Raw genomic sequence first — 20,712 nt, forward strand, 5'->3', positions numbered from 1 at the left:
GCCAGGTGCGTTCGGCGGCCACCGCCGAGTTCCTTCGCGCCCCCCTCTGCCCTGCCGGGCATCTCCCCCACGAGGGGGGAGATCAGCAGTTCCGGCGCTTCGTCCGTCCGTTGGAGATTGGCGAAAGCAAACGTGACGGCCAATCTCCCCCCCTTGTGGGGGAGATGTCCGGCAGGACAGAGGGGGGCGCTGTCCCGCCGACTCTGAACCAGCTCTTTTCGAGCCTTCAGCCCCGCCGGAACGGATACAGGAATTGCCGCCAATATCCTTTCGGCACCGGATGGCCGTGAATGCCATAGCCCTTCGGCCAGCGTCCCTCGGGCAGATGATAGGTGCCGAACAGCCGGTCGAGCAGCGGGAAATGAATGGCGAAATTGACGTCGATCGCCTCTTTCTCGAGGCCGTGATGCCAATGATGGAAGCGAGGCGACACGAGCATCTTTTCGACCGGACCGAAACTGGTTCCGATGTTGGAATGGATGAAGGACGAATAAACGTAGACGATCAGGATATAGGCCTGGATCGCCGATTCATCGAAGCCGAGCACGAACATCGGCGTCGCCGTCAGGCTGCGAAGAACGATGATTTCCAGGAAATGCATCCGCGCGCCGGCGATCCAGTCCATCGACTTGGCTGAATGATGCACGGCGTGGAAATTCCACAGGAATGGGATGCGATGGAAGGCGCGGTGCACCCAATATTGGGCGAGATCGGTCAGGAACATCACCGCCAGCAGTTGCACGATCCAAGGCAGGTCGTGGACCCAGGCGCGCACCGACCCAAGACCGCCTTGCGCATTGACGAAATTGGACGGCGCGAGCGTCAGGTAGGTCAATATTTGCACCAGCAGCGACGAGACCAAATAGTAGAACAGGTCCTCGCGCCACTCGTCGCGGAACACGGTCTGGCTCTTGTTGCGGGCAAAGATGCGTTCGAGCGGGACGAACAGCACGCCCATGAACAGGACATTGAGAATGAAGAAATCAAGGCCGAAGAACACGCCGTCGACATGCAACGCGTGACGCACCGGGAGCATGCCGATGAGCGAGGCCAACAGCACCGTGACCATAGCCGCCACGCCGAGCGTCTTTTCCCGGCGCAGCATCATGCTCAGGATGGCCAGAATGTAGCCGGAGATAAGCACGAAATAGAGGACCGGCTTGAAGAACAGCATCTGGTGGATCGGAGCCAGGTCCGGCATCGAGGTCAGCGATGGATAGCGCAACACGATGACCATCAAGAGGGCGGTGATGCCCGCAAGCAATGCGATCGAGCCGGACAGCCAGCCGGACCCGAATGGCCGCTTGGTGCGCGGCGTCTCGAGTTCGCCGACAACCTTTTTTAGGAAATTCTCCTCCGGCATGATTCTCCCCCTTATAAGATCGTGAATAAAAATGGGCCCTGGAAATACTGAACCCACCCTTACTATGGCAAAGCGCATTAAGATTTGAACGCCACTGCCCTGACAAGCGGATTCTCGTCGCAACATTAGCAATTGGCTATCGGCATTGTTGACGACCCGGAAGCCGGAGCCGTCGCAAGGAATGCAAGTCGCTACAGTCCGAATCGCTGCTGGATGAGGCGGGCGCATTCGCCGGCATCAGCCGGCTGGTGTCGAGCTCAAGGTCGTAGGCGACACCCGGTGCACGCGTTCGAATTGCCAGCGGGCAAGTCCGGGCAGTCGGTCTGCACGCCGGCTTTCGCGCGTTTCGAGCACCTCTTGCGGCCCCTGTCCTGGCGTTGCGTCACCGATTGCGCAACACCACGCAGGCGCCGCCGACGCTTTGCAGCTTGTCGCAGATACCGTTGGCCTCGCCGCGCGAGTCGGCGCCGATCCTGACCGCGTAGATGCCGCGCCGGCCGATCGGCGTGCGAACCCGGCTCACCACCGGATCACGGCTGGCGAGCAAAGCCGGGAACCGGCCCCTGACCCGCAGCCACTGGCCTATCGCCGCCGAGCGGCGGAAATTGCCCGCCACCTGCACGCCCCACGGCTTCACGTTGATCGAAGCCATGGCGACGGTCCGCGACATGATCACCGGCAGCCTGCGGCAGGCAAGCGCGAAGCTCATCTTCGGGTCGAGCGGCTGGACGGTGCCGGCATAGGACCTGTCCGAGAACTTATCCACGGGCTCGCCCATAACGTCGAAGACATAGCTTTCCGTCTCCATTGGCAGGAAGCCGCCCGAGCTCAGCCAGCGCGACACGCGGTTCTCGCCGGCATTGTAGGCCGCGGCCGCGAGCCCGAGATTGCCATAGCTGACCTTCATCTCGGCGAGATATTTCGCCGAGGCCGGGATGGCCTGCCCGATGTCGAAGGGATCGGCGAGCCCACGCATCTTCGCGGTGCCCGGCATGAATTGCGCGATGCCTTCGGCGCCGACCGGGCTCACCGCGCCCGGATCGAAGCGGCTCTCCTTCCAGATCAGCCGGGCGAAGAAATCCTTGGGCAGCCCGTTCTGTTGGGCCTGGGTCTCGATCAGATCGCAGACGCGGGAAATCAGGCGCTTGGCGGCCGACTTCGACTGCGGCGGATCGGCGAATGCGTGTGTCGCCGGGATCAGCACGAAAAACAAGAGCAGCGTTGCCTTTAGGAAACGCCGCATCGGTTCATTCCGCGGCGGCTTTGCCGTGCCCGTACCGCTGCTCGATATAGTCGCCGACCATCTTCTCGAAATCCTGCGCGATCGAGGGCCCGCGCAGCGTAGCAGCCTTCTTGCCGTCGATGAAGACAGGCGCCGTCGGCGTCTCGCCGGTGCCGGGCAGCGATATGCCGATATCGGCGTGCTTGGATTCGCCGGGACCGTTGACGATGCAGCCCATCACCGCGACCTTGAGGTTCTCGACGCCGGGATATTTCTCGCGCCACACCGGCATGTTCTTGCGGATATCGGCCTGGATGCTCTGGGCAAGTTCCTGGAACACAGTGGAGGTGGTGCGGCCGCAGCCGGGGCAGGCTGCGACAATCGGCACGAACTGCCGGAAGCCCATGGTCTGCAGAAGTTCTTGCGACACCTGCACCTCGCGCGTGCGGTCGCCATTCGGCTCCGGCGTCAGCGAGATGCGGATCGTGTCGCCGATGCCCTGCTGCAACAGGATGCCCATCGCGGCGGAAGAAGCGACAATGCCCTTGGTGCCCATGCCGGCTTCGGTGAGGCCCAGATGCAGCGCATGATCGGAGCGGGTGGCAAGCTCGGTGTAGACGGCGATCAGGTCCTGCACACCGCTGACCTTGGCCGACAGGATGATCTTTTCGCGGCCAAGCCCGATCTCTTCCGCCATCTCGGCCGACAGGATCGCCGACTGCACGATCGCCTCGCGCGTGACTTCCTGCGCGGTGAGCGCCGAGCCCTTCGCCTGGTTGTCGTCCATCAGCCGGGTCAAAAGCTCCTGGTCGAGCGATCCCCAATTGACGCCGATGCGTACCGGCTTGTCATATCTGATCGCCATCTCGACGATCGCGGCGAACTGGCGGTCCTTCTTGTCCTTGAAGCCGACATTGCCTGGATTGATGCGGTATTTGGCCAGCGCTTCGGCGCAGGCCGGATGATCGGCAAGCAGCTTGTGCCCGATATAGTGGAAGTCGCCGACCAGCGGCACGTCGATGCCGAGCCGCAACAGCCGCTCATGGATGCGCGGAACCGCCGCCGCGCTCTCGTCGCGGTCGACCGTGATGCGCACGATCTCGGAGCCGGCACGATGCAGCGCCGCGACCTGGGCGACGGTCTGGTCGACATCGGCGGTGTCGGTGTTGGTCATCGATTGCACGACGACCGGAGCGCCGCCGCCGACCATCACGCCACCGACCGATACGCCGACTGACCGGCGACGCGGGAAGGGAGAAGAAAAATATCCGGTCATGCCGGTCGCCTTCATTTGGGAGTTTCGGCATGAGGTGGCGGAGCAAAGATGGCTTGTCAATGGCAACCGGCGAGCCAGCCTGCAAATCGGCTAGAGCCGTGCGGGAAATAATAACCGGCCCGACCGCAAGATTTGCGGCCAGCTTTCCGTCAATTTCAGTTAAAAGCACCGGCCCGGTGGCATTTCTTGCCACCGGAAATTCACCGCGGCGGGTTGCGATGATGGTGCCTGGAAGAGCTTCAGTGTGTCGTCGGACTAGCTTTCAGCTTTTCAATCTCGTCCTTGATTGCCAGCTTGCGTCGCTTGAGATTCACGATTTCGAGGTCGTCGACCGAAGGATGGTTCATCGCATCGGTGAGCTCGCGCTCGATATCACCGTGTTTCCGCTGCAACTCGTCAAGATGGGATGCAAGAGACATGAATGGTTCTCCCTTTCATGGTTTCCTCGATTGCAGCCGTCGCAGGAGCCTCCACCGCAGGTTGCGACTGTGACGGCACCATGACAGTTTGCCACCAACCGATCTCGATGTCGAATGCCACGTGGTAGCATTCCACGACAAAGTGAAATGTGGTAAGGGCTGCGCGCCGGTCGCAAACCCGCAAGTCACGGCCCCGCCCAAACAGCCCGATTGGGCGATGCATACGCAGACGGTAGATAATGTCCGAACAGGAACAGGCTGAAATACGCCTCGAATATTCCCGGCTCAAACAAGAACACGCCGATTTCGACGCCGCCATCAACGCGATGATCGCCACCGGCTGCGACCCGCTTCAGATCCAGCGCATGAAGAAGAAGAAGCTGATGCTGAAGGACCGGCTGTCGGCGCTGGAAGACCGCATCATTCCCGACATCATTGCCTGAGCGGATCGCCCCGCACCGTCAAGAGATCGATAGCCGTGCCGCGCGTTCGCGCAGCAGCGCGAGAAGTTCGCCGGTCCGTTCTTCGGACGTGTCGATCGGCACCACAAGGCACATGGTCGCTTCGACCTTGCCTGGCGCAGAGAACACCGGCGCCGCAAGGCATTTGGTGTAGGCATCGACCAGGCCTGACGTGACGCAATAGCCGGTGACGCGCGCCCGCGCGATATCGTCGATGAAATCATCGAGTTCGAGCTTGCGGCCGTCCGGCAGCACGAGGTCGTCTCGCGTGACCATCGCTTCGATCCCGCCGCGGTCGAGGCCGGCAAGCAGCAGCCGGCCGGAAGCAGTCCAGGGCAGCGGAATCTGCAGGCCGGTGGCCGAACTGATGCGGAATGGCCTGGTGCCCGGGCTCGAATGGACGATCGTGTAGCGGCCGCTCTGCAGCATGCAGAGTTCGGAGGTCTCGCCGGTCTCGCGCGACAGCGTGTCGACCTCCTGGCGGCCGCGCCTGAGCAGGTCGTTGCCGCGCATATAAGCCATTCCATAGAGATAGAGCTTCTTGCCGAAATAGACGCGGTTGCCGTCGCCAGCCATTTCCAGCAGCCCGGCTTCGACCAACTCGCGCACAAGCGTATAGGTCGTCGAGCGCGGCGCGTTGAGCCCTTTGGCCAGGTCGCCGATGCCGATCGCACGCTGGTTGGCGTGCAGGAATTCCAGGATGTTCAAGGCCCTGTTGAGCCCCTTCTCGCGCGAGCCCGCCGGCCGCTCTTCATCCGCACCGTCGCTTGGCCACTCGGTCAGCGTTTCACTCTCTTGCATTGTCGATTCCTAGTGCTAGTATCTGTCTTGTACAGGATACACACGTCTCTTGTAAGAGACAATCGCTGATTGCGACGCGTATCTCTGCTGCATTGGGGAACACACCATCAAAGGAGGTCGCCGTGAACGACACATCCGGCAGACGTGATTTTCTGAAACTGGGAATGGCGGGGCTGGCCACCGCCGGCGCGCTCACCGCCATCAGCGCCGAGAAGGCGGCGGCGCAAGCCGCGTCCGACAGCGTGCTGCGCACTGCGCTCGATCGCGGCAAGCTGATCGTCGGCACCGGCAGCACCAACGCGCCGTGGCATTTCGAGAACGATGCCGGCGAGCTGGTCGGTATGGACATCACCATGGGCCGCATCCTTGCCAAGGGCCTCTTCGACGACCCGACCAAGGTCGAGTTCGTCATGCAGGATCCGGCGCAGCGTATTCCGAACGTGACGACCAACAAGGTCGACATCACCATCCAGTTCATGACCATGACGGCGCAGCGCTCGCAGCTGATCCACTTCTCGCGGCCATATTACGTTGAAGGCGTCGCGCTGCTGACGCTGCCTGGCTCCGAGAACAAGACCTTCGACAAGCTCCTGGCGAACGGTGCCAATACCCGCATCTCGATCCTGCAGAATGTCGACGCCGAAAGCTCGGTGCATTTTGCCTTGCCGCAGGCGCAGGTGCTGCAGATCGACACCCAGGCGAACGTTCTGCAGGCGTTGGAATCCAAGCGCGCCGATGCCGCCGCTGTCGATCTGTCGACGGTGCGCTGGCTCGCCTCGCGCAATCCCGACAAGTATTTCGACGCCGGCAAGAGCTGGTACTCGATGCTTTACGGCGCTGCGGTCCGGCAAGGCGACCTCGACTGGCTGACCTTCGTCAACCAGACCTTCACCATCGCCATGTTCGGCCATGAAACGGCGCTCTACGATGCCGCCTTCAAGGAATATTTCGGTCAGGAGCCGCCGCCGCGCCATCCGGGCTTCCCGGTCATCTGACGCGCCACACGACCAACCGGCGGAAGGGCGGGGCAACCGTTCTTCCGCCTGTTCTCCTCACACCGGCCCATGGGAATGATGAATGCTACGTTCACCGCGGGCCATTGAGACGGACGCATGGGCTATACGCTCAATTTCAACCTGATCTGGCGGCATTTCGACAAGCTGTGGGGCGGCTTGCTGCTCAGCCTCGAGCTTGCCGTCATCTCGATCGCCATCGGCATCGTCATCGGCTTGGTGCTGGCCGTCTGGTATGTCTCGGCCGGACGCGTGGTGCGCGCCATCATCGCCGCCTATGTCGAATTCATCCGCAACGTTCCGCTGATCCTGCTGGTCTATTTGGTCTTCTATGGCCTGCCGACGGTCGTCGACCTTGCCTACAGCGCCCCTACCTCGTTTGTCCTGACGCTATCGGTCTATAGCGGCGCCTATCTTGTCGAGGTGTTCCGCTCAGGCCTGGAAGCGGTGCCGCGCGGTCAGCTCGACGCCGGCAAGGCGATCGGCCTTACTCCATGGCAGCGCCTGATCCACGTACGCCTGCCGACGATGCTGCGCATCACGCTGCCCGCACTGTCCAACACCTTCATCTCGCTGTTCAAGGACACCTCGATCGCCTCGGTGATCTCGGTGCCCGAGCTCACCTACGGCGCCCAGTGGATCAACTTCAACACGTTCCGCATCGTCGAGGTCTATCTGGTGACGACGGCGATGTATCTGGTGACCGGCTACACCTTGCTGTTTGCGCTGCGGCTGGTCGAACGCCGGTTCAGGGCGGCGCGCTGAGATGCTGAGCCAGATCCTCTACGCCCTGCCGTTTCTTGCCGAAGGCTTCGCCGTGACCTTATGGGTCTCGCTGCTGGTCGTGGTCCTGTCCTTGATCGCCGGGGTCCTGCTGGGGGTCGGCCTGGTCTATGGGCCAGCGCCGCTGCGTTGGGCGGTGCGCATCTTTTCGGACACCATCCGCGGCATCCCGATCCTAGTGCTGATGTTCTTCGTCTATTACGGCCTGCCCGCGGTCGGCGTGCACCTTCAGTCCTTCTGGGCAGCGGTGTTGGCGCTGACCTTGTTCAAGACGGCGCAGGTCGTCGAATATCTGCGCGGCGCCGTCGCCTCGATCCCAAAAGGCCAGTCGGAAGCAGCGATGGCGATCGGCCTCACCTTCCGCCAGCGCCTCACCTCGGTGATCTTCCCGCAGGCCTTCCGCCGCTTCCTGCCGCCTTGGATCAACGGCGTCACCGATGCCGTGAAGGGCAGCGCGCTGGTTTCGCTGCTCGGCATCACCGATCTGATGCAGGCGATCAACCAGGTCATCGGCCGCACCTATGAGGCGATGCCGCTCTATATCCTCGGCGCTCTCATCTATTTCGCCGTCAACTATGCGCTCTCCTATGCCAGCCGGCGGCTGGAACGGCGCTTCGCTTTCATCCGGGATTAAGTGATGGCCAGTTCGAACGACAACCCAGCGCTTCTCGATATTGCCGAGGTCTCGAAATCCTTCGGCTCGGTCAGCGTGCTGCGCTCGGTCAGCTTGCAGGTGGCTAAGGGCGAGGTGGTGACCATCATCGGCCCTTCGGGCAGCGGCAAGACCACGCTGCTGCGTTGCGTGAATTTCCTGGAAAGCTATGACTCGGGCTCGATCCGCATCGACGGCAAGGAGGTCGGCTTTCGCGACGGCGGCGCGCGCCAGCGGCGTAGCGAACGCGATTTGGCCGCCATGCGCGCCGAGACCGGTATGGTGTTCCAGAGCTTCAACCTCTTTCCGCATCTGACCGCCGCCGGCAACATCATGCTCGGCCTGACCAAGGTGCGCGGCAAGAGCAAGACGGAGGCGCGCTCGATCGCCGAGCATTGGCTGGGCCGCGTCGGCCTCGCCCACAAGGCGGACAGCCTGCCCGCCGAACTTTCGGGTGGCCAGCAGCAACGCGTCGGCATTGCCCGCGCAGTCGCCATGGAGCCCAAAATCCTGCTGCTCGACGAGATCACCTCGGCGCTCGACCCGGAGCTCGTCGGAGAGGTGCTGGCGGTGGTCCGCAGCCTCGCCGAAGACGGGATGACCATGGTGATGGTCACGCACGAGATGGCCTTCGCCCGCGATGCCTCCAGCCGCATCGTCTTCATGGCCGATGGCGGTGTCTCGGCCGTCGGTCCGCCGAAAGAAGTGCTCGCGGCGGAAACGACCAACGAGCGCCTCCGCGCATTTCTGGCGCGTTTCCGCGCCTCGCATTTCTGAAAGCGGATGGCCTCGGCCATCCAGGGAGTACCCTTCCATGTCGCCTTACATACGGCTCGCCGAGCTTGGCCTGACGTTGCCGGAGCCGCCGACGCCCATCGCCAATTTCGTCACCCATGCCGAGAGCGGCCGGCTGATCTTTCTTTCGGGACAGGGGCCGCTGCGTGCCGACGGCACGCTTTGCACCGGCAAGGTCGGCGATGACGTGACCGTGGATCAGGCCTATGAGCATGCCCGCCTCACCGGCCTCAATCTGCTCGCCGTCATGCATGCCGCGGCGGGCGATCTCGGCCGCATTGTGCGGGTCGTGAAGCTGCTCGGCTTCGTCAACGCCACGCCGACCTTCAGCGACCACCCCAAAGTGGTCAACGGCTGCTCGGACCTCTTCGCCGATGTTTTCGACAAGCTTGGCGGCCATGCTCGCTCGGCCATCGGCGTCGGCTCGCTGCCACGCAATATCACTGTCGAAATCGAAGCGGTCGTGGAGATCGCCGCCTGACTTAACGGAGTCCACTCACATGAAGACCTATTCCGACACCGGCTCCAACACCACCATCCGCGAGCGGCTGGGCTTGAGGCCAATCATCAATGTCTCGGGCACGATGACGGCGCTGGGCGCCTCGATCATCGTTCCCGAAGCGATCAGCGCCATGGCCGAGATCGCCTCGCAATGGGTGGAGATGGACGATTTGCAGCGAGCCGCGAGCGCGGTGGTCGCGCGCCTCACCGGCGGCGAGGCCGGCTTCATCACCGCCTGCTGCGCCTCGGGCATCACCATGGCCATCGCCGGCGCGATGACAGGCAACAACATTCTCGCGATCGAACGCCTGCCGGACGACACCGAAGGGCTGAAGTCCGAGGTCGTCATCCAGCTCGGCCACATCGTCAACTATGGCGCGCCCATCGACCAGTCGATCCGCGTCGCCGGCGCCAAGGTCATTCCGGCGGGTACCGTCAGCGTCACCCAGGACTATCACGTGCGCGAAGCGATCAATGAGCGGACGGCCGCGGCTCTCTACGTCGTCGCCCACCACACCGTGCAATACGGCATGCTCTCGCTGGAGGAATTCTGCGAGATTTGTCATGCCAAGAACATTCCAGTGATCGTTGACGCCGCGTCCGAATATGACCTGCGCAGCTTCCTGGCGCGTGGCGCCGACATCGTCGTTTATAGCGGCCACAAATTCCTTTCGGGCCCGACCAGCGGCATCGTCACCGGCCGCAAGGACCTGGTACGCGCCGCTTATCTGCAGAACCGCGGCGTTGCGCGCGCCATGAAGGTCGGCAAAGAAAGCATCGCCGGTACCATGGCGGCGCTCGACGCTTGGGAGAAACGCGACCATGCCGGCATCCGCCGGCGCGAGGAGGCGGCGCTCAATCTGTGGAAAGATTCACTTCAAGGCATTCCCGGCATTGGCGCTGAGATCATTCCCGACCCGACGAACAATCCTCTCGACCGCCTGCAGGTGTTCGTGCGTCCGGAAAGCCGCTTCACCGCCGCCGGCCTGGCTTCCGCTTTGGCCACCGGCTCGCCGCCGGTGATCGTCCGCAACCACGAGGTCGAGCGCGGCCATTTCTTCCTCGACCCCTGCAATTTGCATCCCGGCGAGGCGGAGATCGTCGCCGAGCAGCTGCGCGCCGTGTTGACGGCGAAGGAGCGTCCGTCCGATGCGATGAAAATCGCGCGCAAGGACTCTTCGGGCTCTTTGCGTTGGCCGGACTAGCTCGGTGCGCATTCGCCACATCCTTGCGGCTGTCGGCGAATTCCGCTAAGGCGCGCCTTTGCCGCCGCGGAGCCACACCTTGACCGATCAGCGTGCCGACGTCGCCATCATCATGGGCAGCCAGTCCGACTGGGCGACGATGCGCCAGGCGGCGGAAACGCTGGAGGCGCTGGGCATCCCGCACAGAAGGCTGATCGTCTCCGCGCACCGCACCCCCGACCGCCTCTATGAGTTCGCCAAGGGCGCCAAGGCGGCCGGCTACAAGGTGATCATCGCCGGCGCCGGCGGAGCGGCGCATCTGCCGGGCATGACGGCGGCGATGACGCCGCTGCCCGTCTTCGGCGTTCCGGTGGAATCCAAAGCGCTGTCGGGACAGGATTCGCTGCTCTCCATCGTGCAGATGCCGGCCGGCATTCCAGTCGGCACTTTGGCGATCGGCAAGGCGGGGGCAGCCAATGCAGCGCTTCTCGCAGCGGCGGTGCTGGCGCTGAACGACGATAAGCTCGCTGCCCGGCTCGACGCCTGGCGCGCGGCGCAGACCGCCAAGGTCGCCGCCGAGCCGACGGACACGCCGTGAGTCTGGCGCCCGGATCGACCATCGGCATCATCGGCGGCGGCCAGCTCGGCCGCATGCTGGCAATGGCCGCGGCGCGCCTCGGTTATCGCATCGTCGTGTTGGAGCCCCAGCCCGACTGCCCGGCCGCCCAGGTCGCCAACCGGCAGATCGTCGCCGCCTATGACGATCCGGCAGCGCTTGCCGAACTGGCCAGTGCCAGCGCCGTCGTCACTTACGAATTCGAGAACGTCCCGGTCGCCGCGGCGCAAACGCTGGCGGCAACGGTCCCAGTCTATCCGCCGGCCCGCGCGCTCGAAGTCGCGCAGGATCGCCTCACCGAAAAGAGCTTTCTCAACGGCATCGGCATCCCGACGGCGGAGTTCTGTCCGGTCGACAATGACGACCAACTGACCGAGGCGTTGAGCAAGTTTGACGGCAGCGGCGTGCTGAAGACCCGCCGCATGGGCTATGACGGCAAGGGCCAGCGTGTCTTCCGCAACATGCAGACCGGCGGCTTTGCCGGTACCTGCGAGGCGATGGGCAATGTGCCGCTGATCCTGGAATCGCTGGTCGCCTTCGAGCGCGAAATTTCGGTGATCGCCGCGCGCGGGTTGGACGGCTCGGTCGCGGCTTACGATCCGGCCGAGAATGTACACCGCGAAGGCATCCTGCGGACCTCGACCTTGCCGGCCGCCATCCGCCCGGAAACGGCCGCCGCCGCCAAGGATGCCGCCGCGAAAATCCTTTCGGCGCTCGGCTATGTCGGCGTCATCGGCGTCGAGTTCTTCGTCCTTGCCGACGGCGCGCTTCTGGCCAATGAGCTGGCGCCGCGCGTGCACAATTCCGGCCACTGGACCGAGGCCGCCTGCGTCGTCTCGCAGTTCGAGCAGCATATCCGCGCCGTCGCCGGCCTGCCGCTGGGTTCGCCCGCCCGGCATTTTGACTGCGTGATGGAAAACCTGATCGGCGACGACATGCTGAAAGTGCCGGCGCTGGTGGCCGAGCCCGACCTGATGTTGCATCTCTACGGCAAGGCCGAGTCGCGCCCCGGCCGCAAGATGGGCCATTTCACGCGCCTCATCAGACCCCGATAACCGTCGCTTACTGCATGTCCTGGTCGTCGTCGCCCGCGTCCGAGCCTGCGCAGCTCGGATCGCTGAGCTTGCAGTTGGCGCCGGAGGTGAGCTGCTTGATGCGCTCGTTGGTGAGCTTGGTCAGGCATTGCGAAACCTCCATCGGGTGGATGGAGCCACCCTCGCTGTCGGCGGTCGAATAGGCGCACTCAGCGTCGCGAAAAGCGATCCAGGCGCGTTGCGCCGTCTGCAGCAGCTTGTTCGAGGCCTGATCGTTGCTGCTGACGATGTTCTTGTACGCGGCATTGAGCTTGGCATCGGCCGCCTGGTAGTCGGCGTCCGCGCAGATGTTCAGCATCGACTGGCTGTCGTCGTTGCGGTCGCAGTCCTCGGCAAAGGCTGCCGGAGCGGTCGCTAGAAGGGCCAGGCAGGCGGACAAAACCAGACGGCGCATGGGAATCTCCAGTCGCTGGCGAATATTTGATGGATCGCGCCGATTGCCCTAATCGGGCACCGTCACGTGGTTGACATGGACGACACTCCTCGGTTATGAGCCACGCCAAGTTCAAGGCGCGCTTTTTTCCGGGCGCGCCTTTAAAATTCGGCCCGGGACGGGCCCTGACCGAACAGGCAAGACCATGAAGATCAAGAATTCGCTCAAGGCGCTCAAGGCGCGTCACCGCGACAACCGGCTGGTTCGCCGCAAGGGACGCATCTACATCATCAACAAGACCGCCCCGCGCTACAAGGCGCGCCAGGGCTGAGCCTTGCGAGCGGCGTGGTGCATGTCGCCCAAGGAAGCGACATGCGAAAGCCGCGTTGATGTCGAACGCCGGTTTGCCGGCGCTCTCACGTTAAAATCACTTTGACGATCCGCCGTCGGGGTCTAGATTCCGGCGATGCGGATTCTTTTTACATCTCTCACCGCCTTCTTGCTTTCCGTCGCGGCTTTGCCCGCGGGAGCAGAAACGGTGCCGGGGGCGCTGCCTCCGGATACCGCGCCGCCAGCCGCCACGCCGCCGCCGGCCGCCCCGACCAAGCAGGGCCGCCTCGACCAGCTCTTCGCTGAGTTGAAGCGCGAGCGCAATGAAAAGGCCGCCGAGCGCATCGCCGGCCGCATCTGGAACGAGTGGAACCAGTCGGGCAGCGCCTCGATCGACCTGATGATGCAATGGGCGCAAAAGGCGACGGAAGACCAGAAATTCGACGTCGCCCTCGACTTCCTCGACCAGGTGGTGACGTTGCAGCCCGACTATGCCGAAGGCTGGAACCGCCGCGCCACCGTGCATTTCATGATGAAGAATTACGGGAAGTCGATGGCCGACATCGACCGTACCCTTGAGCTCGAGCCGCGCCATTTCGGCGCGCTCTCTGGCCTCGCCCAGATCATGGCCGAAACCGGCCACAAGCAGTCGGCGCTGGATGCCTGGCAAAAGGTGCTGGCGATCTACCCGATGATGCGCAGCGCCCAGAACCAGGTCTCGACGCTCTCGGAAGAGCTGGCCGGCGAGGGGATTTAGGCAGTAGGAATTGGGCAGTAGGCAATAGGAAAGAGAGCAACCTACTGCCTACTGCCTACTGCCTACTGCCTACTGCCTACTGCCTACTGCCTACTGCCTACTGCCTACTGCCTACTGCCCTAAACTAATTCCGCCCTACCCCGTATCTCCCCGCATGAACCTCATCTGCGCCGCCCTCCTCTTCCTCGTCGCTCTCCTCTTTGCCTTCGCCGGCGTCACCCGCGCCGGTGTCTGGCTGGTCGAGCGACGCAGCCCGCCTGCCGGCGCCTTCACCGAGATCGATGGCGCGCGCATCCATTACGTCCATATCCCGGCGCCCGCCGGCGCCGACCTGCCGCCGGTCGTCTTCATCCATGGCGCCAGCGCCAATCTCAAGGACCAGATGCTGCCGCTGAAGCCCCTCCTCGAGGGTCGCGCCGAAATGCTGTTCCTGGACCGCCCGGGGCTCGGCTGGTCGGAGCGCGGAGACAATGAGACGTTGGCGAAGCAGGCGGATACCATTGCCGCGCTGATGGACCGGCTGGGAATCCGCGACGCAGTCATCGTCGCCCATTCCTTCGGCGGCGCGATCACCACGGCCTTCGCCCGTCAGCATCCGGAAAAAACGCTTGGCCTCGTCTTCCTTTCGCCCGCCACGCATCCCTGGCCGGGCGGCGCGACCGCCTGGTACTACAAGCTCACGGCCACGCCGGCGATCGGCTGGCTGTTTTCCGAAACGCTCGCCTACCCGGCCGGCATGCTGCAGATCGGCGGCGCGACGTCTTGCGTCTTCTCGCCGAACGCTGTGCCGGACTCCTATGTCGACAATGCCTCGATCCCGCTGGTGCTGCGCCCGTCCGCCTTCCGCGCCAACGCCCGCGATGTCGCCCAGCTCTACGACTATGTCCGCGCCGCCTCGCCTAGCTATCGCGCAATCAAGGCGCCGACGGTCGTCATCTCGGGCGATCGCGACAAGGTGGTCTACGCGACAATCCATTCCATCGGCGTGGAACGCGACATTCCCGGCGCCGAGCTGGTCTGGATCCACAATCTCGGCCACAAGCCGGACTGGATCGCGCCCGACCTCGTGGTCGGCGCCATTGCGAAAGTGGCCGGCGCGCAGATCGATTTGCAGGCGATCGCCAAGACCGCGGAAGGCCGGATCGCCGGCGACGCGCAGGGCGCCGGCAAATGTCCTGAGCTCCGGGTGCCAGACGCAGAACTCGCGCCGGGCTGAACTCGGAGGTTCAAGCGCCAAGGGCGTGTTGAGATTCGGGTCAGGCTGGCCTCACCCGAATATCGACTACGCTCTAGTGAGTCTCCGACCCCACATAGGCAATCCGCAGCATGTTGGTCGAGCCCGGCGTCCGCAGCGGCACGCCGGCCGTGATGATGACGCGGTCGCCCGGCTTGCCGAAGCCTTCCTCCAGCGCGATGCGGCAGGCCCGGTCGACCATGTCGTCGAGGTCGGTCGCGTCCGGCGAGACGACGCAATGCGTGCCCCACAAGAGCGACAGCCGGCGCGCCGTGTTGACGATCGGCGACAACGCCACGATCGGCACCTGCGGGCGCTCGCGCGCGGCGCGCAGACCGGTGGTGCCCGACGCGGTGTAGGAGATGATCGCCGACAGTTTCAGCGTCTCGGCGATCTCGCGCGCGGCCAGCGAGATGGCGTCTGCGCCGGTGGCTTCCGGCTCCGAGCGCTGCGCATTGATGATGCCGGCATAGGTCGGGTCGGTTTCGACCTTGGTGGCAATGCGGTTCATCATGGCGACCGCCTCGACCGGATAGGCGCCGGCCGCGGATTCGGCCGAAAGCATGATCGCGTCCGCGCCTTCGAAGACGGCGATCGACACGTCGGAGACCTCGGCGCGGGTCGGCACGGGCGCGGTGATCATCGATTCCAGCATCTGCGTGGCGATCACCACCGGCTTGCCGGCGCGGCGCGCCGCGCGCGTGATCTGCTTCTGGATGCCGGGCACGGCTTCCAGCGGCATCTCGACGCCGAGATCGCCGCGGGCGACCATCAGCGCGTCGGAGAGCTCGATGATCTCAGGAAGTCGGGCCACCGCCTGCGGCTTCTCGATCTTGGCCATGATCAGCGCGCGGCCGCGCGCGATCTTGCGGGCCTCCGCCAGGTCCTCCGGCCGCTGCACGAAGGACAGCGCCACCCAGTCGACGCCGGTGGCAAGAACCGCGTCGAGATCGGCACGGTCCTTCTCGGTCAGCGCGCCGACCGGCAGGTCGGTGTCGGGCAGGCTGACGCCCTTCTTGTCGGAAATGCCCGAGCCGGCGACGACCGTGCAGGTGATCGATTTGCCGTCGCTCTTCAGCGCCTTCAGCTCCAGCTTGCCGTCGTCGATCAAAAGACGGTGACCGGCCTCGACCGAACTCAGGATTTCAGGATGCGGCAGATATACCCGCTTCGACGTGCCGGCTTCGGGATTGTCGTCGAGCGTGAAAGTCTGGCCGACAGCTAGCGCTTCCTTGACGTTGGCGAACTTGCCGACCCTGAGCTTCGGGCCCTGCAGGTCGGCCAGGATGCCGATCGGTCGGCCGACGGCCGCCTCGACGGCGCGGATGCGGCCGACCAGCGTGCGCATCAGCTCGTGGTCGGTATGGCTCATATTGATGCGGAAGACATCTGCGCCCGCTTCGAAGAGCTTTCTCAGCATCTCCTCGGAGGAGGAAGCCGGACCGATGGTGGCGAGGATCTTGACCTTGCGGCTACGTCTCATTGACTGTTTGTTCCCGGAGCGGGGGTCGCTGGCGCGCCTCCCGTTGCGGGCTCGTCGGTCAGCTGGACCATCCAGCTGGCCTGCTCGCCCGTGTCATATTCCTGAAATCCGGCGCGTTGGAAGCCCCGGGCGACGCAATCATTCACGCCGGCTATCTTGAACTCTTTTTCGGCGACGCACATGTTGATCGGGCCGTCCCAGCGCCCGCCACGTTCGGCGTCTTCTGCATAAAGATAGTAAAACCTTGATGACAGCGGACCCTCGATCAGCGTCTTGCAGGTCGATCCTTCGATGTGCCACCAGCCCTCGGTGATCCAGCCGGCCTTGGCGCGATAGCCGATGCCGACGCCCACCAGATTTTGCGTCGCGTTGCAAACGCGGAAGTCGGCCCGGGCCGGCGAGGTCGCGGCTATCGCGAAAAAACCCGCGCCGACGATCAGCAACGGCACGGCCAGGCGCTTGCGCAACCGACCGGCAAAACCCATCGCAGATCCCCTTGCGAACCACATTTGCATCTCTCGAAGCCCTTTTCAGCAAACTCCGGGCGCATGTCAACGCGCCGTTTTGTTCAATTCCAATCGATTTAGAAGGGCCCGTCGCGCAAATTCTCCCTCGGTCGGGGATTTTTTGCGGAAACCTTGGCCAAACAACGGCATTGCGCCGGCGTCCTCTTCGTGGAATGACGATAGCACATCGCAGCCGCCATCCCCTTTTCAGCCGATGACCCGATCCACAGTTTTCACGCCGTTCGACATAGTCGAGGGCGACCGCAAGAAAGGCGTCGTGCTTCTCGCCGACCACGCCCGCCGCGATCTCCCCGACGAATACGGCAGTCTCGGCTTGCCTGCGTCCGAATTCGACCGTCACATCGCCTATGACATCGGCGTCGAGACGGTGACGCGCGAGCTCGCCGCTGCGCTTGACGTGCCGGCGGTGCTTGCCGGTTTCTCGCGGCTGCTGATCGATCCCAACCGAGGCGAGGATGATCCAACCATGATCCGCCAGCTCTATGACGGGACCGTGGTGCCGGGAAACTATCCGATTGCCCGGGAGGAGCGCGAGCGCCGGCTCGACCGTTTCTACCGGCCCTATCACGACGCCGTCGGGGCGATGATCGCCTCCGTCGCCCATGCTTCGGGCAAGGCGCCGCTCATCCTCTCCGTGCATTCCTTCACGCCGGCGATGCAGGGTTTTGTCCGCCCCTGGCATGTCGGCGTCCTGTGGGACCGAGACGACCGCGTGGCGCGGCCGCTGATCGACATGCTGGCCGAGGACAAGTCCCTCGTCGTCGGCGACAACGAACCCTATGACGGCGCGCTGCGCGGCGACACCATGTTCCGCCACGCCATCGTCAACGGCTACGCACATGCTCTGATCGAAATCCGTCAGGACCTGATCGCCGACCGCGCCGGCGCCTTGGCCTGGGCCGAACGCTTGGCGCCGATCGTTGACGCCATCGACCGGCGCCCCGATATTCATCAGGTGAAAATGTTCGGCTCGCGCACCGGACCTGTGTGACGAGACCGACGGCGGAGTTCCCCATGACCGAGCTCAACGACGACCAGAAACGCGATTTCGAGGCAGCCGCGTTTCGCCGGCTGGTGGCGCATCTGCGCGAGCGCGGCGATGTCCAGAACATCGACCTGATGAACCTCGCCGGCTTCTGCCGCAACTGCCTGTCCAACTGGTATCGCGAAGCCGCCGAAGCCGAAGGTGTGGCATTGTCGAAAGACGCTGCGCGCGAGATCATCTACGGCATGCCCTATGCCGAATGGCAGGCGCTCAACCAGACCGAGGCGTCGGAAGCCAAGAAGGCCGAGTTCGAGGCGCGACGGCCGAAGGATCACTAAGCGGCCTTGTATGGCTCGTCCCTGCGGCTTCGTCATTCTAGGGCGGAGCAAGGAGCGAAGCGACGCGCGCAGACCCTGGAATCCATTCCGTGACGCCTGCCGAAGAATGCCGCGGTCCAGAATATCATCGCAACGGCGCCGCCCGGGAACATTCTGCATGGTAGCGGCGCTCCTAAGTCACGGAATGGATCCTCGGGTCTACGCGCGTCGCTTCGCTCCTTGCTCCGCCCGTGGATGACGAACGGAGAGGCGTCGCAGCAATCGTCAAAGCAGCAGCCTGCCGCGAACGACGCCGACCCCCGATCGCGCCCTTGGTCCAAGCACTTCCCCGCTGCAGTCCTTGACTACAAATTGAATCGATCTAATTTGCCGCGCGAATCCTTTGCATGGCGGAATTTCAGACGATGAGCGTGCAAACCACGATGCAGGCCGCGGCGCGCGGCCGCTGGGCCGTCGCCGGTATTTTCCTCGCCAATGGTTTCTTGACCGGCAGCTGGGCGCCGCAGATCCCGGTGTTCCTCACCCGGCTCGACATCACCCGATTCACCCTCGGCCTGCTGATCCTGCTGTTCGGCGTCGGCGCGGTCATCGCCATGACCTGGTGCGGCCATCTGATCTCCCGGCACGGCTCGCGCAGCGTGACGCGCTGGTTCGGTGTTTGCGGCAGCTTCGGCCTGCTGATCGTGGCGCTCGCCCCTAACGTTCCGCTGGCGGCGATTGCCATGCTCGTCTTCGGCGGCTCAATCGGCGGCATGGATGTCGCGATGAACTCGAATGCCGTCGTGGTGGAAAGGCGGCTTTCGCGCGCGATCATGTCGTCGTCGCACGGCTTCTGGAGCCTCGGCGGCTTCGCCGGTGGCGCGCTCGGCGGCTACTCGATCCAGAATTACGGCTATCTTGCCCATGCCGTCGCGGTGACGGTGATCGCCTTTGCCGTCATCGCGTTTGCCGTTCGTTATCTCATCGCCGAGGGCCGGCCGCAGGCGGTCGAGCACCAGAAGTTCACGCTGCCGCGGCACATGGCCGTCTATCTGGTCGGGCTGATGGCGCTGCTCACCATGATCTCGGAGGGCGCGGTGCTCGACTGGGCGGCGCTCTTCCTGCACCAGGAGCTGGGTGCCGATCTCGCGGTCGCCGGGCTGGCCTATGCCGCCTTCTCCGGGGTCATGGCGCTGATGCGTTTCCTGGGCGACGGCGTGCGCAACCGCTTCGGCGCGGTGTCGACCTTGCGCGGCTCCGCGCTGGTCGCCGCCGCCGGCATGCTGGTCGCCGGCCTCTCGCCCTCGCCTTACCTTGCCATAACCGCCTTTGCTTTCTGCGGCTTCGGCATCGCCAACATGGTGCCGATCATCTTTTCGGCCGGCGGCAATCAGGAAGGCATGTCGTCCGGCACCGGCATGAGCGTCGTCACCACCATGGGCTATTCCGGCATATTGGTGGCGCCGTCGGCAATCGGCTTCGTCGCCGAGCATTCGAGCTTCGGCCCGATCTTCGTCGCGCTGTCCGCGCTGCTGGTCGTCGTGCTCTTGATGGCCGGCCTCGCTCACCGGGCCGAATTCGCACCTGAACCCGTCCCAGCCGAATAGCGCTTCAGTTCCTCGTGCAGGAAATCCGCCACGCGGCGGATGCGCATGCTGGTGCGCACGTCGCGATGCATGGCGAGTCAGACCGGCAGAACCGGCGAGGGCAAATCGGGCAACAGTTTTTCCAGGTTCGGATCGGCATGTCCTGGTGGGTGCTGCGCGCCGGCAGCCCGTTCGTGGCCATGTGGCGCGAGATCGTCTCGATGTCCTATCTGCGCTTCGAAGCGCGCCGGCTGGTCTCGACGCGGATGGAGGAGGTCATCGGCGAAATCCCGCACACCCCGCTCGACCAAGCGGTGAAGGAAGCATTGCAGGATATCGGCGTCGCCGCGGAGCCGTCGCGCCTCGCCGCCTGATCGCAGCATGCCAAAAAGCGGCCGATCCGGCAGCCCGGCTGCAAACTACAAGGATCGGTCGGGCATGTCTGCGTTGGCAGGCCGTATGCCTTGGAGACTGGCTGAGGCCTCCCAACCTCGTCATCCACGGGCGGAGCAAGGAGCGAAGCGACGCGCGCAGACCCGAGGATCCATTCCGTGACCTCGAAGCGTAGCAAGGGTGCAGAATTCTGCTTCGCCGCATCCCACGGCCCAGTTCACGCAATGGATTCCAGGGTCTCCGCGACGCCGCTTCGCGGCTGCTCCGCCCTGGAATGACGAGATTGGGCAAAGCTTCAGCTAATTCCCAGCGTTTGCGCTGGCTGCAGCCTTTCAAATCCCTGGACCGAGGAACCGGTCAGATCCTGCCCATCAACAAGAGTATCAACAGCACGACCAGGATGACGCCGACGATGCCCGAGGGGCCGTAGCCCCAGGATCGCGAATGCGGCCATGCCGGCACGGCGCCGATCAGGATCAGGATAAGGATAATTACGAGAATTGTGCCGATCGTCATGAAAAACCCTCGCCGTCTGGTTGAACTTCGA

At 64.0% G+C, this 20,712-nt stretch carries 25 protein-coding genes and 1 pseudogene; 15 read left to right on the forward strand and 11 right to left on the reverse strand.

Features of this window, described 5'->3' with window-relative positions; translation table 11 throughout:
- Positions 1-226 precede the first annotated feature (226 nt).
- From LB535_RS20000 to LB535_RS20020, 5 genes are all read right to left on the reverse strand, one after another.
- Positions 227-1,363, reverse strand: a complete 1,137-nt coding sequence (locus LB535_RS20000) for a sterol desaturase family protein (protein WP_224633408.1) — start codon at positions 1,361-1,363, stop codon at positions 227-229.
- A gap of 237 nt (positions 1,364-1,600) precedes the next feature.
- Positions 1,601-1,717, reverse strand: coding sequence for a hypothetical protein (locus LB535_RS20005; protein WP_224545660.1), 117 nt, complete (start codon positions 1,715-1,717; stop codon positions 1,601-1,603).
- A 28-nt stretch (positions 1,718-1,745) separates the two neighbouring features.
- Positions 1,746-2,606, reverse strand: coding sequence for a lytic transglycosylase domain-containing protein (locus LB535_RS20010; RefSeq protein WP_224627830.1), 861 nt, complete (start codon positions 2,604-2,606; stop codon positions 1,746-1,748).
- Between the two features lie 4 nt (positions 2,607-2,610).
- Entirely contained in the window at positions 2,611-3,861 is a 1,251-nt protein-coding gene (ispG, locus tag LB535_RS20015) for a flavodoxin-dependent (E)-4-hydroxy-3-methylbut-2-enyl-diphosphate synthase (RefSeq protein WP_224627831.1), read from the reverse strand.
- A gap of 239 nt (positions 3,862-4,100) precedes the next feature.
- Positions 4,101-4,280, reverse strand: a complete 180-nt coding sequence (locus LB535_RS20020; RefSeq protein WP_042641511.1) for a YdcH family protein — start codon at positions 4,278-4,280, stop codon at positions 4,101-4,103.
- Between the two features lie 239 nt (positions 4,281-4,519).
- Between LB535_RS20020 and LB535_RS20025 the strand changes: the two genes are divergently transcribed.
- A complete protein-coding gene (locus tag LB535_RS20025; protein ID WP_040985243.1) occupies positions 4,520-4,723 on the forward strand; it encodes a YdcH family protein in 204 nt (67 codons plus the stop codon).
- Positions 4,724-4,741: 18 nt separating this feature from the next.
- Here the strand turns inward: LB535_RS20025 and LB535_RS20030 are convergent, their stop codons facing one another.
- The gene (locus LB535_RS20030; RefSeq protein WP_224633409.1) at positions 4,742-5,542 is read right to left on the reverse strand and encodes an IclR family transcriptional regulator; all 801 of its coding nucleotides are present in this window, start codon (positions 5,540-5,542) and stop codon (positions 4,742-4,744) included.
- A 122-nt stretch (positions 5,543-5,664) separates the two neighbouring features.
- Between LB535_RS20030 and LB535_RS20035 the strand changes: the two genes are divergently transcribed.
- The 8 genes from LB535_RS20035 (at position 5,665) to LB535_RS20070 (ending at position 12,141) form a co-directional block, all read left to right on the forward strand.
- Positions 5,665-6,537, forward strand: a complete 873-nt coding sequence (locus tag LB535_RS20035; RefSeq protein WP_411966407.1) for a transporter substrate-binding domain-containing protein — start codon at positions 5,665-5,667, stop codon at positions 6,535-6,537.
- 117 nt (positions 6,538-6,654) lie between these two features.
- Entirely contained in the window at positions 6,655-7,320 is a 666-nt protein-coding gene (locus tag LB535_RS20040; protein ID WP_140841553.1) for an amino acid ABC transporter permease, read from the forward strand.
- A gap of 1 nt (position 7,321) precedes the next feature.
- Positions 7,322-7,972, forward strand: coding sequence for an amino acid ABC transporter permease (locus tag LB535_RS20045; RefSeq protein ID WP_224545560.1), 651 nt, complete (start codon positions 7,322-7,324; stop codon positions 7,970-7,972).
- A 3-nt stretch (positions 7,973-7,975) separates the two neighbouring features.
- On the forward strand, positions 7,976-8,767 hold the full coding sequence (locus LB535_RS20050) for an amino acid ABC transporter ATP-binding protein (protein WP_224633410.1): 792 nt from the start codon (positions 7,976-7,978) through the stop codon (positions 8,765-8,767).
- Between the two features lie 37 nt (positions 8,768-8,804).
- Positions 8,805-9,266, forward strand: a complete 462-nt coding sequence (locus LB535_RS20055) for a RidA family protein (protein WP_140841559.1) — start codon at positions 8,805-8,807, stop codon at positions 9,264-9,266.
- Between the two features lie 19 nt (positions 9,267-9,285).
- A complete protein-coding gene (locus LB535_RS20060; protein WP_224633411.1) occupies positions 9,286-10,491 on the forward strand; it encodes an aminotransferase class V-fold PLP-dependent enzyme in 1,206 nt (401 codons plus the stop codon).
- Between the two features lie 79 nt (positions 10,492-10,570).
- Positions 10,571-11,068 carry a 5-(carboxyamino)imidazole ribonucleotide mutase gene (gene purE / locus LB535_RS20065; protein ID WP_224627836.1) on the forward strand — a complete coding sequence of 166 codons (498 nt, stop codon included), beginning with the start codon at positions 10,571-10,573 and terminating at the stop codon, positions 11,066-11,068.
- On the forward strand, positions 11,065-12,141 hold the full coding sequence (locus LB535_RS20070) for a 5-(carboxyamino)imidazole ribonucleotide synthase (protein ID WP_224633412.1): 1,077 nt from the start codon (positions 11,065-11,067) through the stop codon (positions 12,139-12,141). The genes purE and LB535_RS20070 overlap by 4 nt, the downstream gene beginning before the upstream one ends.
- Before the next feature lie 7 nt (positions 12,142-12,148).
- Here the strand turns inward: LB535_RS20070 and LB535_RS20075 are convergent, their stop codons facing one another.
- On the reverse strand, positions 12,149-12,574 hold the full coding sequence (locus LB535_RS20075) for a lysozyme inhibitor LprI family protein (RefSeq protein ID WP_224633413.1): 426 nt from the start codon (positions 12,572-12,574) through the stop codon (positions 12,149-12,151).
- 184 nt (positions 12,575-12,758) lie between these two features.
- On the opposite strand from LB535_RS20075, the gene ykgO reads away from it, so the two are divergent.
- The 3 genes from ykgO to LB535_RS20090 all read left to right on the forward strand — a co-directional run bounded on the left by ykgO (position 12,759) and on the right by LB535_RS20090 (position 14,856).
- Positions 12,759-12,884 carry a type B 50S ribosomal protein L36 gene (ykgO, locus tag LB535_RS20080; protein ID WP_040974291.1) on the forward strand — a complete coding sequence of 42 codons (126 nt, stop codon included), beginning with the start codon at positions 12,759-12,761 and terminating at the stop codon, positions 12,882-12,884.
- A gap of 135 nt (positions 12,885-13,019) precedes the next feature.
- Positions 13,020-13,640: a tetratricopeptide repeat protein gene (locus LB535_RS20085; protein WP_224633414.1), complete on the forward strand. Its 621-nt coding sequence runs from the start codon at positions 13,020-13,022 to the stop codon at positions 13,638-13,640.
- A 154-nt stretch (positions 13,641-13,794) separates the two neighbouring features.
- Positions 13,795-14,856, forward strand: coding sequence for an alpha/beta fold hydrolase (locus LB535_RS20090; RefSeq protein WP_224633415.1), 1,062 nt, complete (start codon positions 13,795-13,797; stop codon positions 14,854-14,856).
- 73 nt (positions 14,857-14,929) lie between these two features.
- On the opposite strand, the gene pyk is transcribed toward LB535_RS20090, so the two are convergent.
- On the reverse strand, positions 14,930-16,357 hold the full coding sequence (gene pyk / locus LB535_RS20095; protein ID WP_095767318.1) for a pyruvate kinase: 1,428 nt from the start codon (positions 16,355-16,357) through the stop codon (positions 14,930-14,932).
- Positions 16,354-16,842: a DUF1036 domain-containing protein gene (locus LB535_RS20100; protein ID WP_095767317.1), complete on the reverse strand. Its 489-nt coding sequence runs from the start codon at positions 16,840-16,842 to the stop codon at positions 16,354-16,356. The genes pyk and LB535_RS20100 overlap by 4 nt, the downstream gene beginning before the upstream one ends.
- A 235-nt stretch (positions 16,843-17,077) precedes the next feature.
- On the opposite strand from LB535_RS20100, the gene LB535_RS20105 reads away from it, so the two are divergent.
- From LB535_RS20105 to LB535_RS20115, 3 genes are all read left to right on the forward strand, one after another.
- Entirely contained in the window at positions 17,078-17,875 is a 798-nt protein-coding gene (locus tag LB535_RS20105; protein ID WP_224633416.1) for an N-formylglutamate amidohydrolase, read from the forward strand.
- 23 nt (positions 17,876-17,898) lie between these two features.
- The gene (locus LB535_RS20110) at positions 17,899-18,207 is read left to right on the forward strand and encodes a DUF1244 domain-containing protein (protein WP_095767315.1); all 309 of its coding nucleotides are present in this window, start codon (positions 17,899-17,901) and stop codon (positions 18,205-18,207) included.
- Positions 18,208-18,611: 404 nt separating this feature from the next.
- The gene (locus LB535_RS20115; RefSeq protein ID WP_224633417.1) at positions 18,612-19,793 is read left to right on the forward strand and encodes an MFS transporter; all 1,182 of its coding nucleotides are present in this window, start codon (positions 18,612-18,614) and stop codon (positions 19,791-19,793) included.
- Here the strand turns inward: LB535_RS20115 and LB535_RS20120 are convergent.
- Both LB535_RS20120 and LB535_RS20130 read right to left on the reverse strand, forming a co-directional pair.
- Positions 19,751-19,927 (reverse strand): annotated as a pseudogene (locus tag LB535_RS20120) (LysR family transcriptional regulator); the annotation flags it as partial. The gene LB535_RS20115 and the pseudogene LB535_RS20120 overlap by 43 nt on opposite strands.
- A 595-nt stretch (positions 19,928-20,522) precedes the next feature.
- Complete coding sequence (locus LB535_RS20130; RefSeq protein ID WP_040991775.1) at positions 20,523-20,681, reverse strand: DUF3309 family protein; 159 nt, start codon at positions 20,679-20,681, stop codon at positions 20,523-20,525.
- Positions 20,682-20,712: the final 31 nt, after the last annotated feature.

The sequence above is a fragment of the Mesorhizobium sp. CA10 genome, assembly GCF_020165285.1.
Lineage (GTDB): Bacteria > Pseudomonadota > Alphaproteobacteria > Rhizobiales > Rhizobiaceae > Mesorhizobium.

Excerpts from the sequence above, each read along its gene's own strand:
- LB535_RS20040 (WP_140841553.1), top strand. The coding sequence starts at position 6,655 with ATGGGCTATACGCTCAATTTCAACCTGATCTGGCGGCATTTCGACAAG.
- ispG (WP_224627831.1), bottom strand. The coding sequence starts at position 3,861 with ATGACCGGATATTTTTCTTCTCCCTTCCCGCGTCGCCGGTCAGTCGGC.
- LB535_RS20050 (WP_224633410.1), top strand. The coding sequence starts at position 7,976 with ATGGCCAGTTCGAACGACAACCCAGCGCTTCTCGATATTGCCGAGGTC.
- LB535_RS20025 (WP_040985243.1), top strand. The coding sequence starts at position 4,520 with ATGTCCGAACAGGAACAGGCTGAAATACGCCTCGAATATTCCCGGCTC.
- LB535_RS20110 (WP_095767315.1), top strand. The coding sequence starts at position 17,899 with ATGACCGAGCTCAACGACGACCAGAAACGCGATTTCGAGGCAGCCGCG.
- LB535_RS20060 (WP_224633411.1), top strand. The coding sequence starts at position 9,286 with ATGAAGACCTATTCCGACACCGGCTCCAACACCACCATCCGCGAGCGG.
- LB535_RS20055 (WP_140841559.1), top strand. The coding sequence starts at position 8,805 with ATGTCGCCTTACATACGGCTCGCCGAGCTTGGCCTGACGTTGCCGGAG.
- LB535_RS20105 (WP_224633416.1), top strand. The coding sequence starts at position 17,078 with ATGACCCGATCCACAGTTTTCACGCCGTTCGACATAGTCGAGGGCGAC.
- LB535_RS20000 (WP_224633408.1), bottom strand. The coding sequence starts at position 1,363 with ATGCCGGAGGAGAATTTCCTAAAAAAGGTTGTCGGCGAACTCGAGACG.
- LB535_RS20020 (WP_042641511.1), bottom strand. The coding sequence starts at position 4,280 with ATGTCTCTTGCATCCCATCTTGACGAGTTGCAGCGGAAACACGGTGAT.
- LB535_RS20100 (WP_095767317.1), bottom strand. The coding sequence starts at position 16,842 with ATGGGTTTTGCCGGTCGGTTGCGCAAGCGCCTGGCCGTGCCGTTGCTG.
- ykgO (WP_040974291.1), top strand. The coding sequence starts at position 12,759 with ATGAAGATCAAGAATTCGCTCAAGGCGCTCAAGGCGCGTCACCGCGAC.
- pyk (WP_095767318.1), bottom strand. The coding sequence starts at position 16,357 with ATGAGACGTAGCCGCAAGGTCAAGATCCTCGCCACCATCGGTCCGGCT.
- LB535_RS20030 (WP_224633409.1), bottom strand. The coding sequence starts at position 5,542 with ATGCAAGAGAGTGAAACGCTGACCGAGTGGCCAAGCGACGGTGCGGAT.
- LB535_RS20090 (WP_224633415.1), top strand. The coding sequence starts at position 13,795 with ATGAACCTCATCTGCGCCGCCCTCCTCTTCCTCGTCGCTCTCCTCTTT.
- LB535_RS20045 (WP_224545560.1), top strand. The coding sequence starts at position 7,322 with ATGCTGAGCCAGATCCTCTACGCCCTGCCGTTTCTTGCCGAAGGCTTC.
- LB535_RS20115 (WP_224633417.1), top strand. The coding sequence starts at position 18,612 with ATGAGCGTGCAAACCACGATGCAGGCCGCGGCGCGCGGCCGCTGGGCC.
- LB535_RS20075 (WP_224633413.1), bottom strand. The coding sequence starts at position 12,574 with ATGCGCCGTCTGGTTTTGTCCGCCTGCCTGGCCCTTCTAGCGACCGCT.
- LB535_RS20010 (WP_224627830.1), bottom strand. The coding sequence starts at position 2,606 with ATGCGGCGTTTCCTAAAGGCAACGCTGCTCTTGTTTTTCGTGCTGATC.
- LB535_RS20130 (WP_040991775.1), bottom strand. The coding sequence starts at position 20,681 with ATGACGATCGGCACAATTCTCGTAATTATCCTTATCCTGATCCTGATC.
- LB535_RS20085 (WP_224633414.1), top strand. The coding sequence starts at position 13,020 with ATGCGGATTCTTTTTACATCTCTCACCGCCTTCTTGCTTTCCGTCGCG.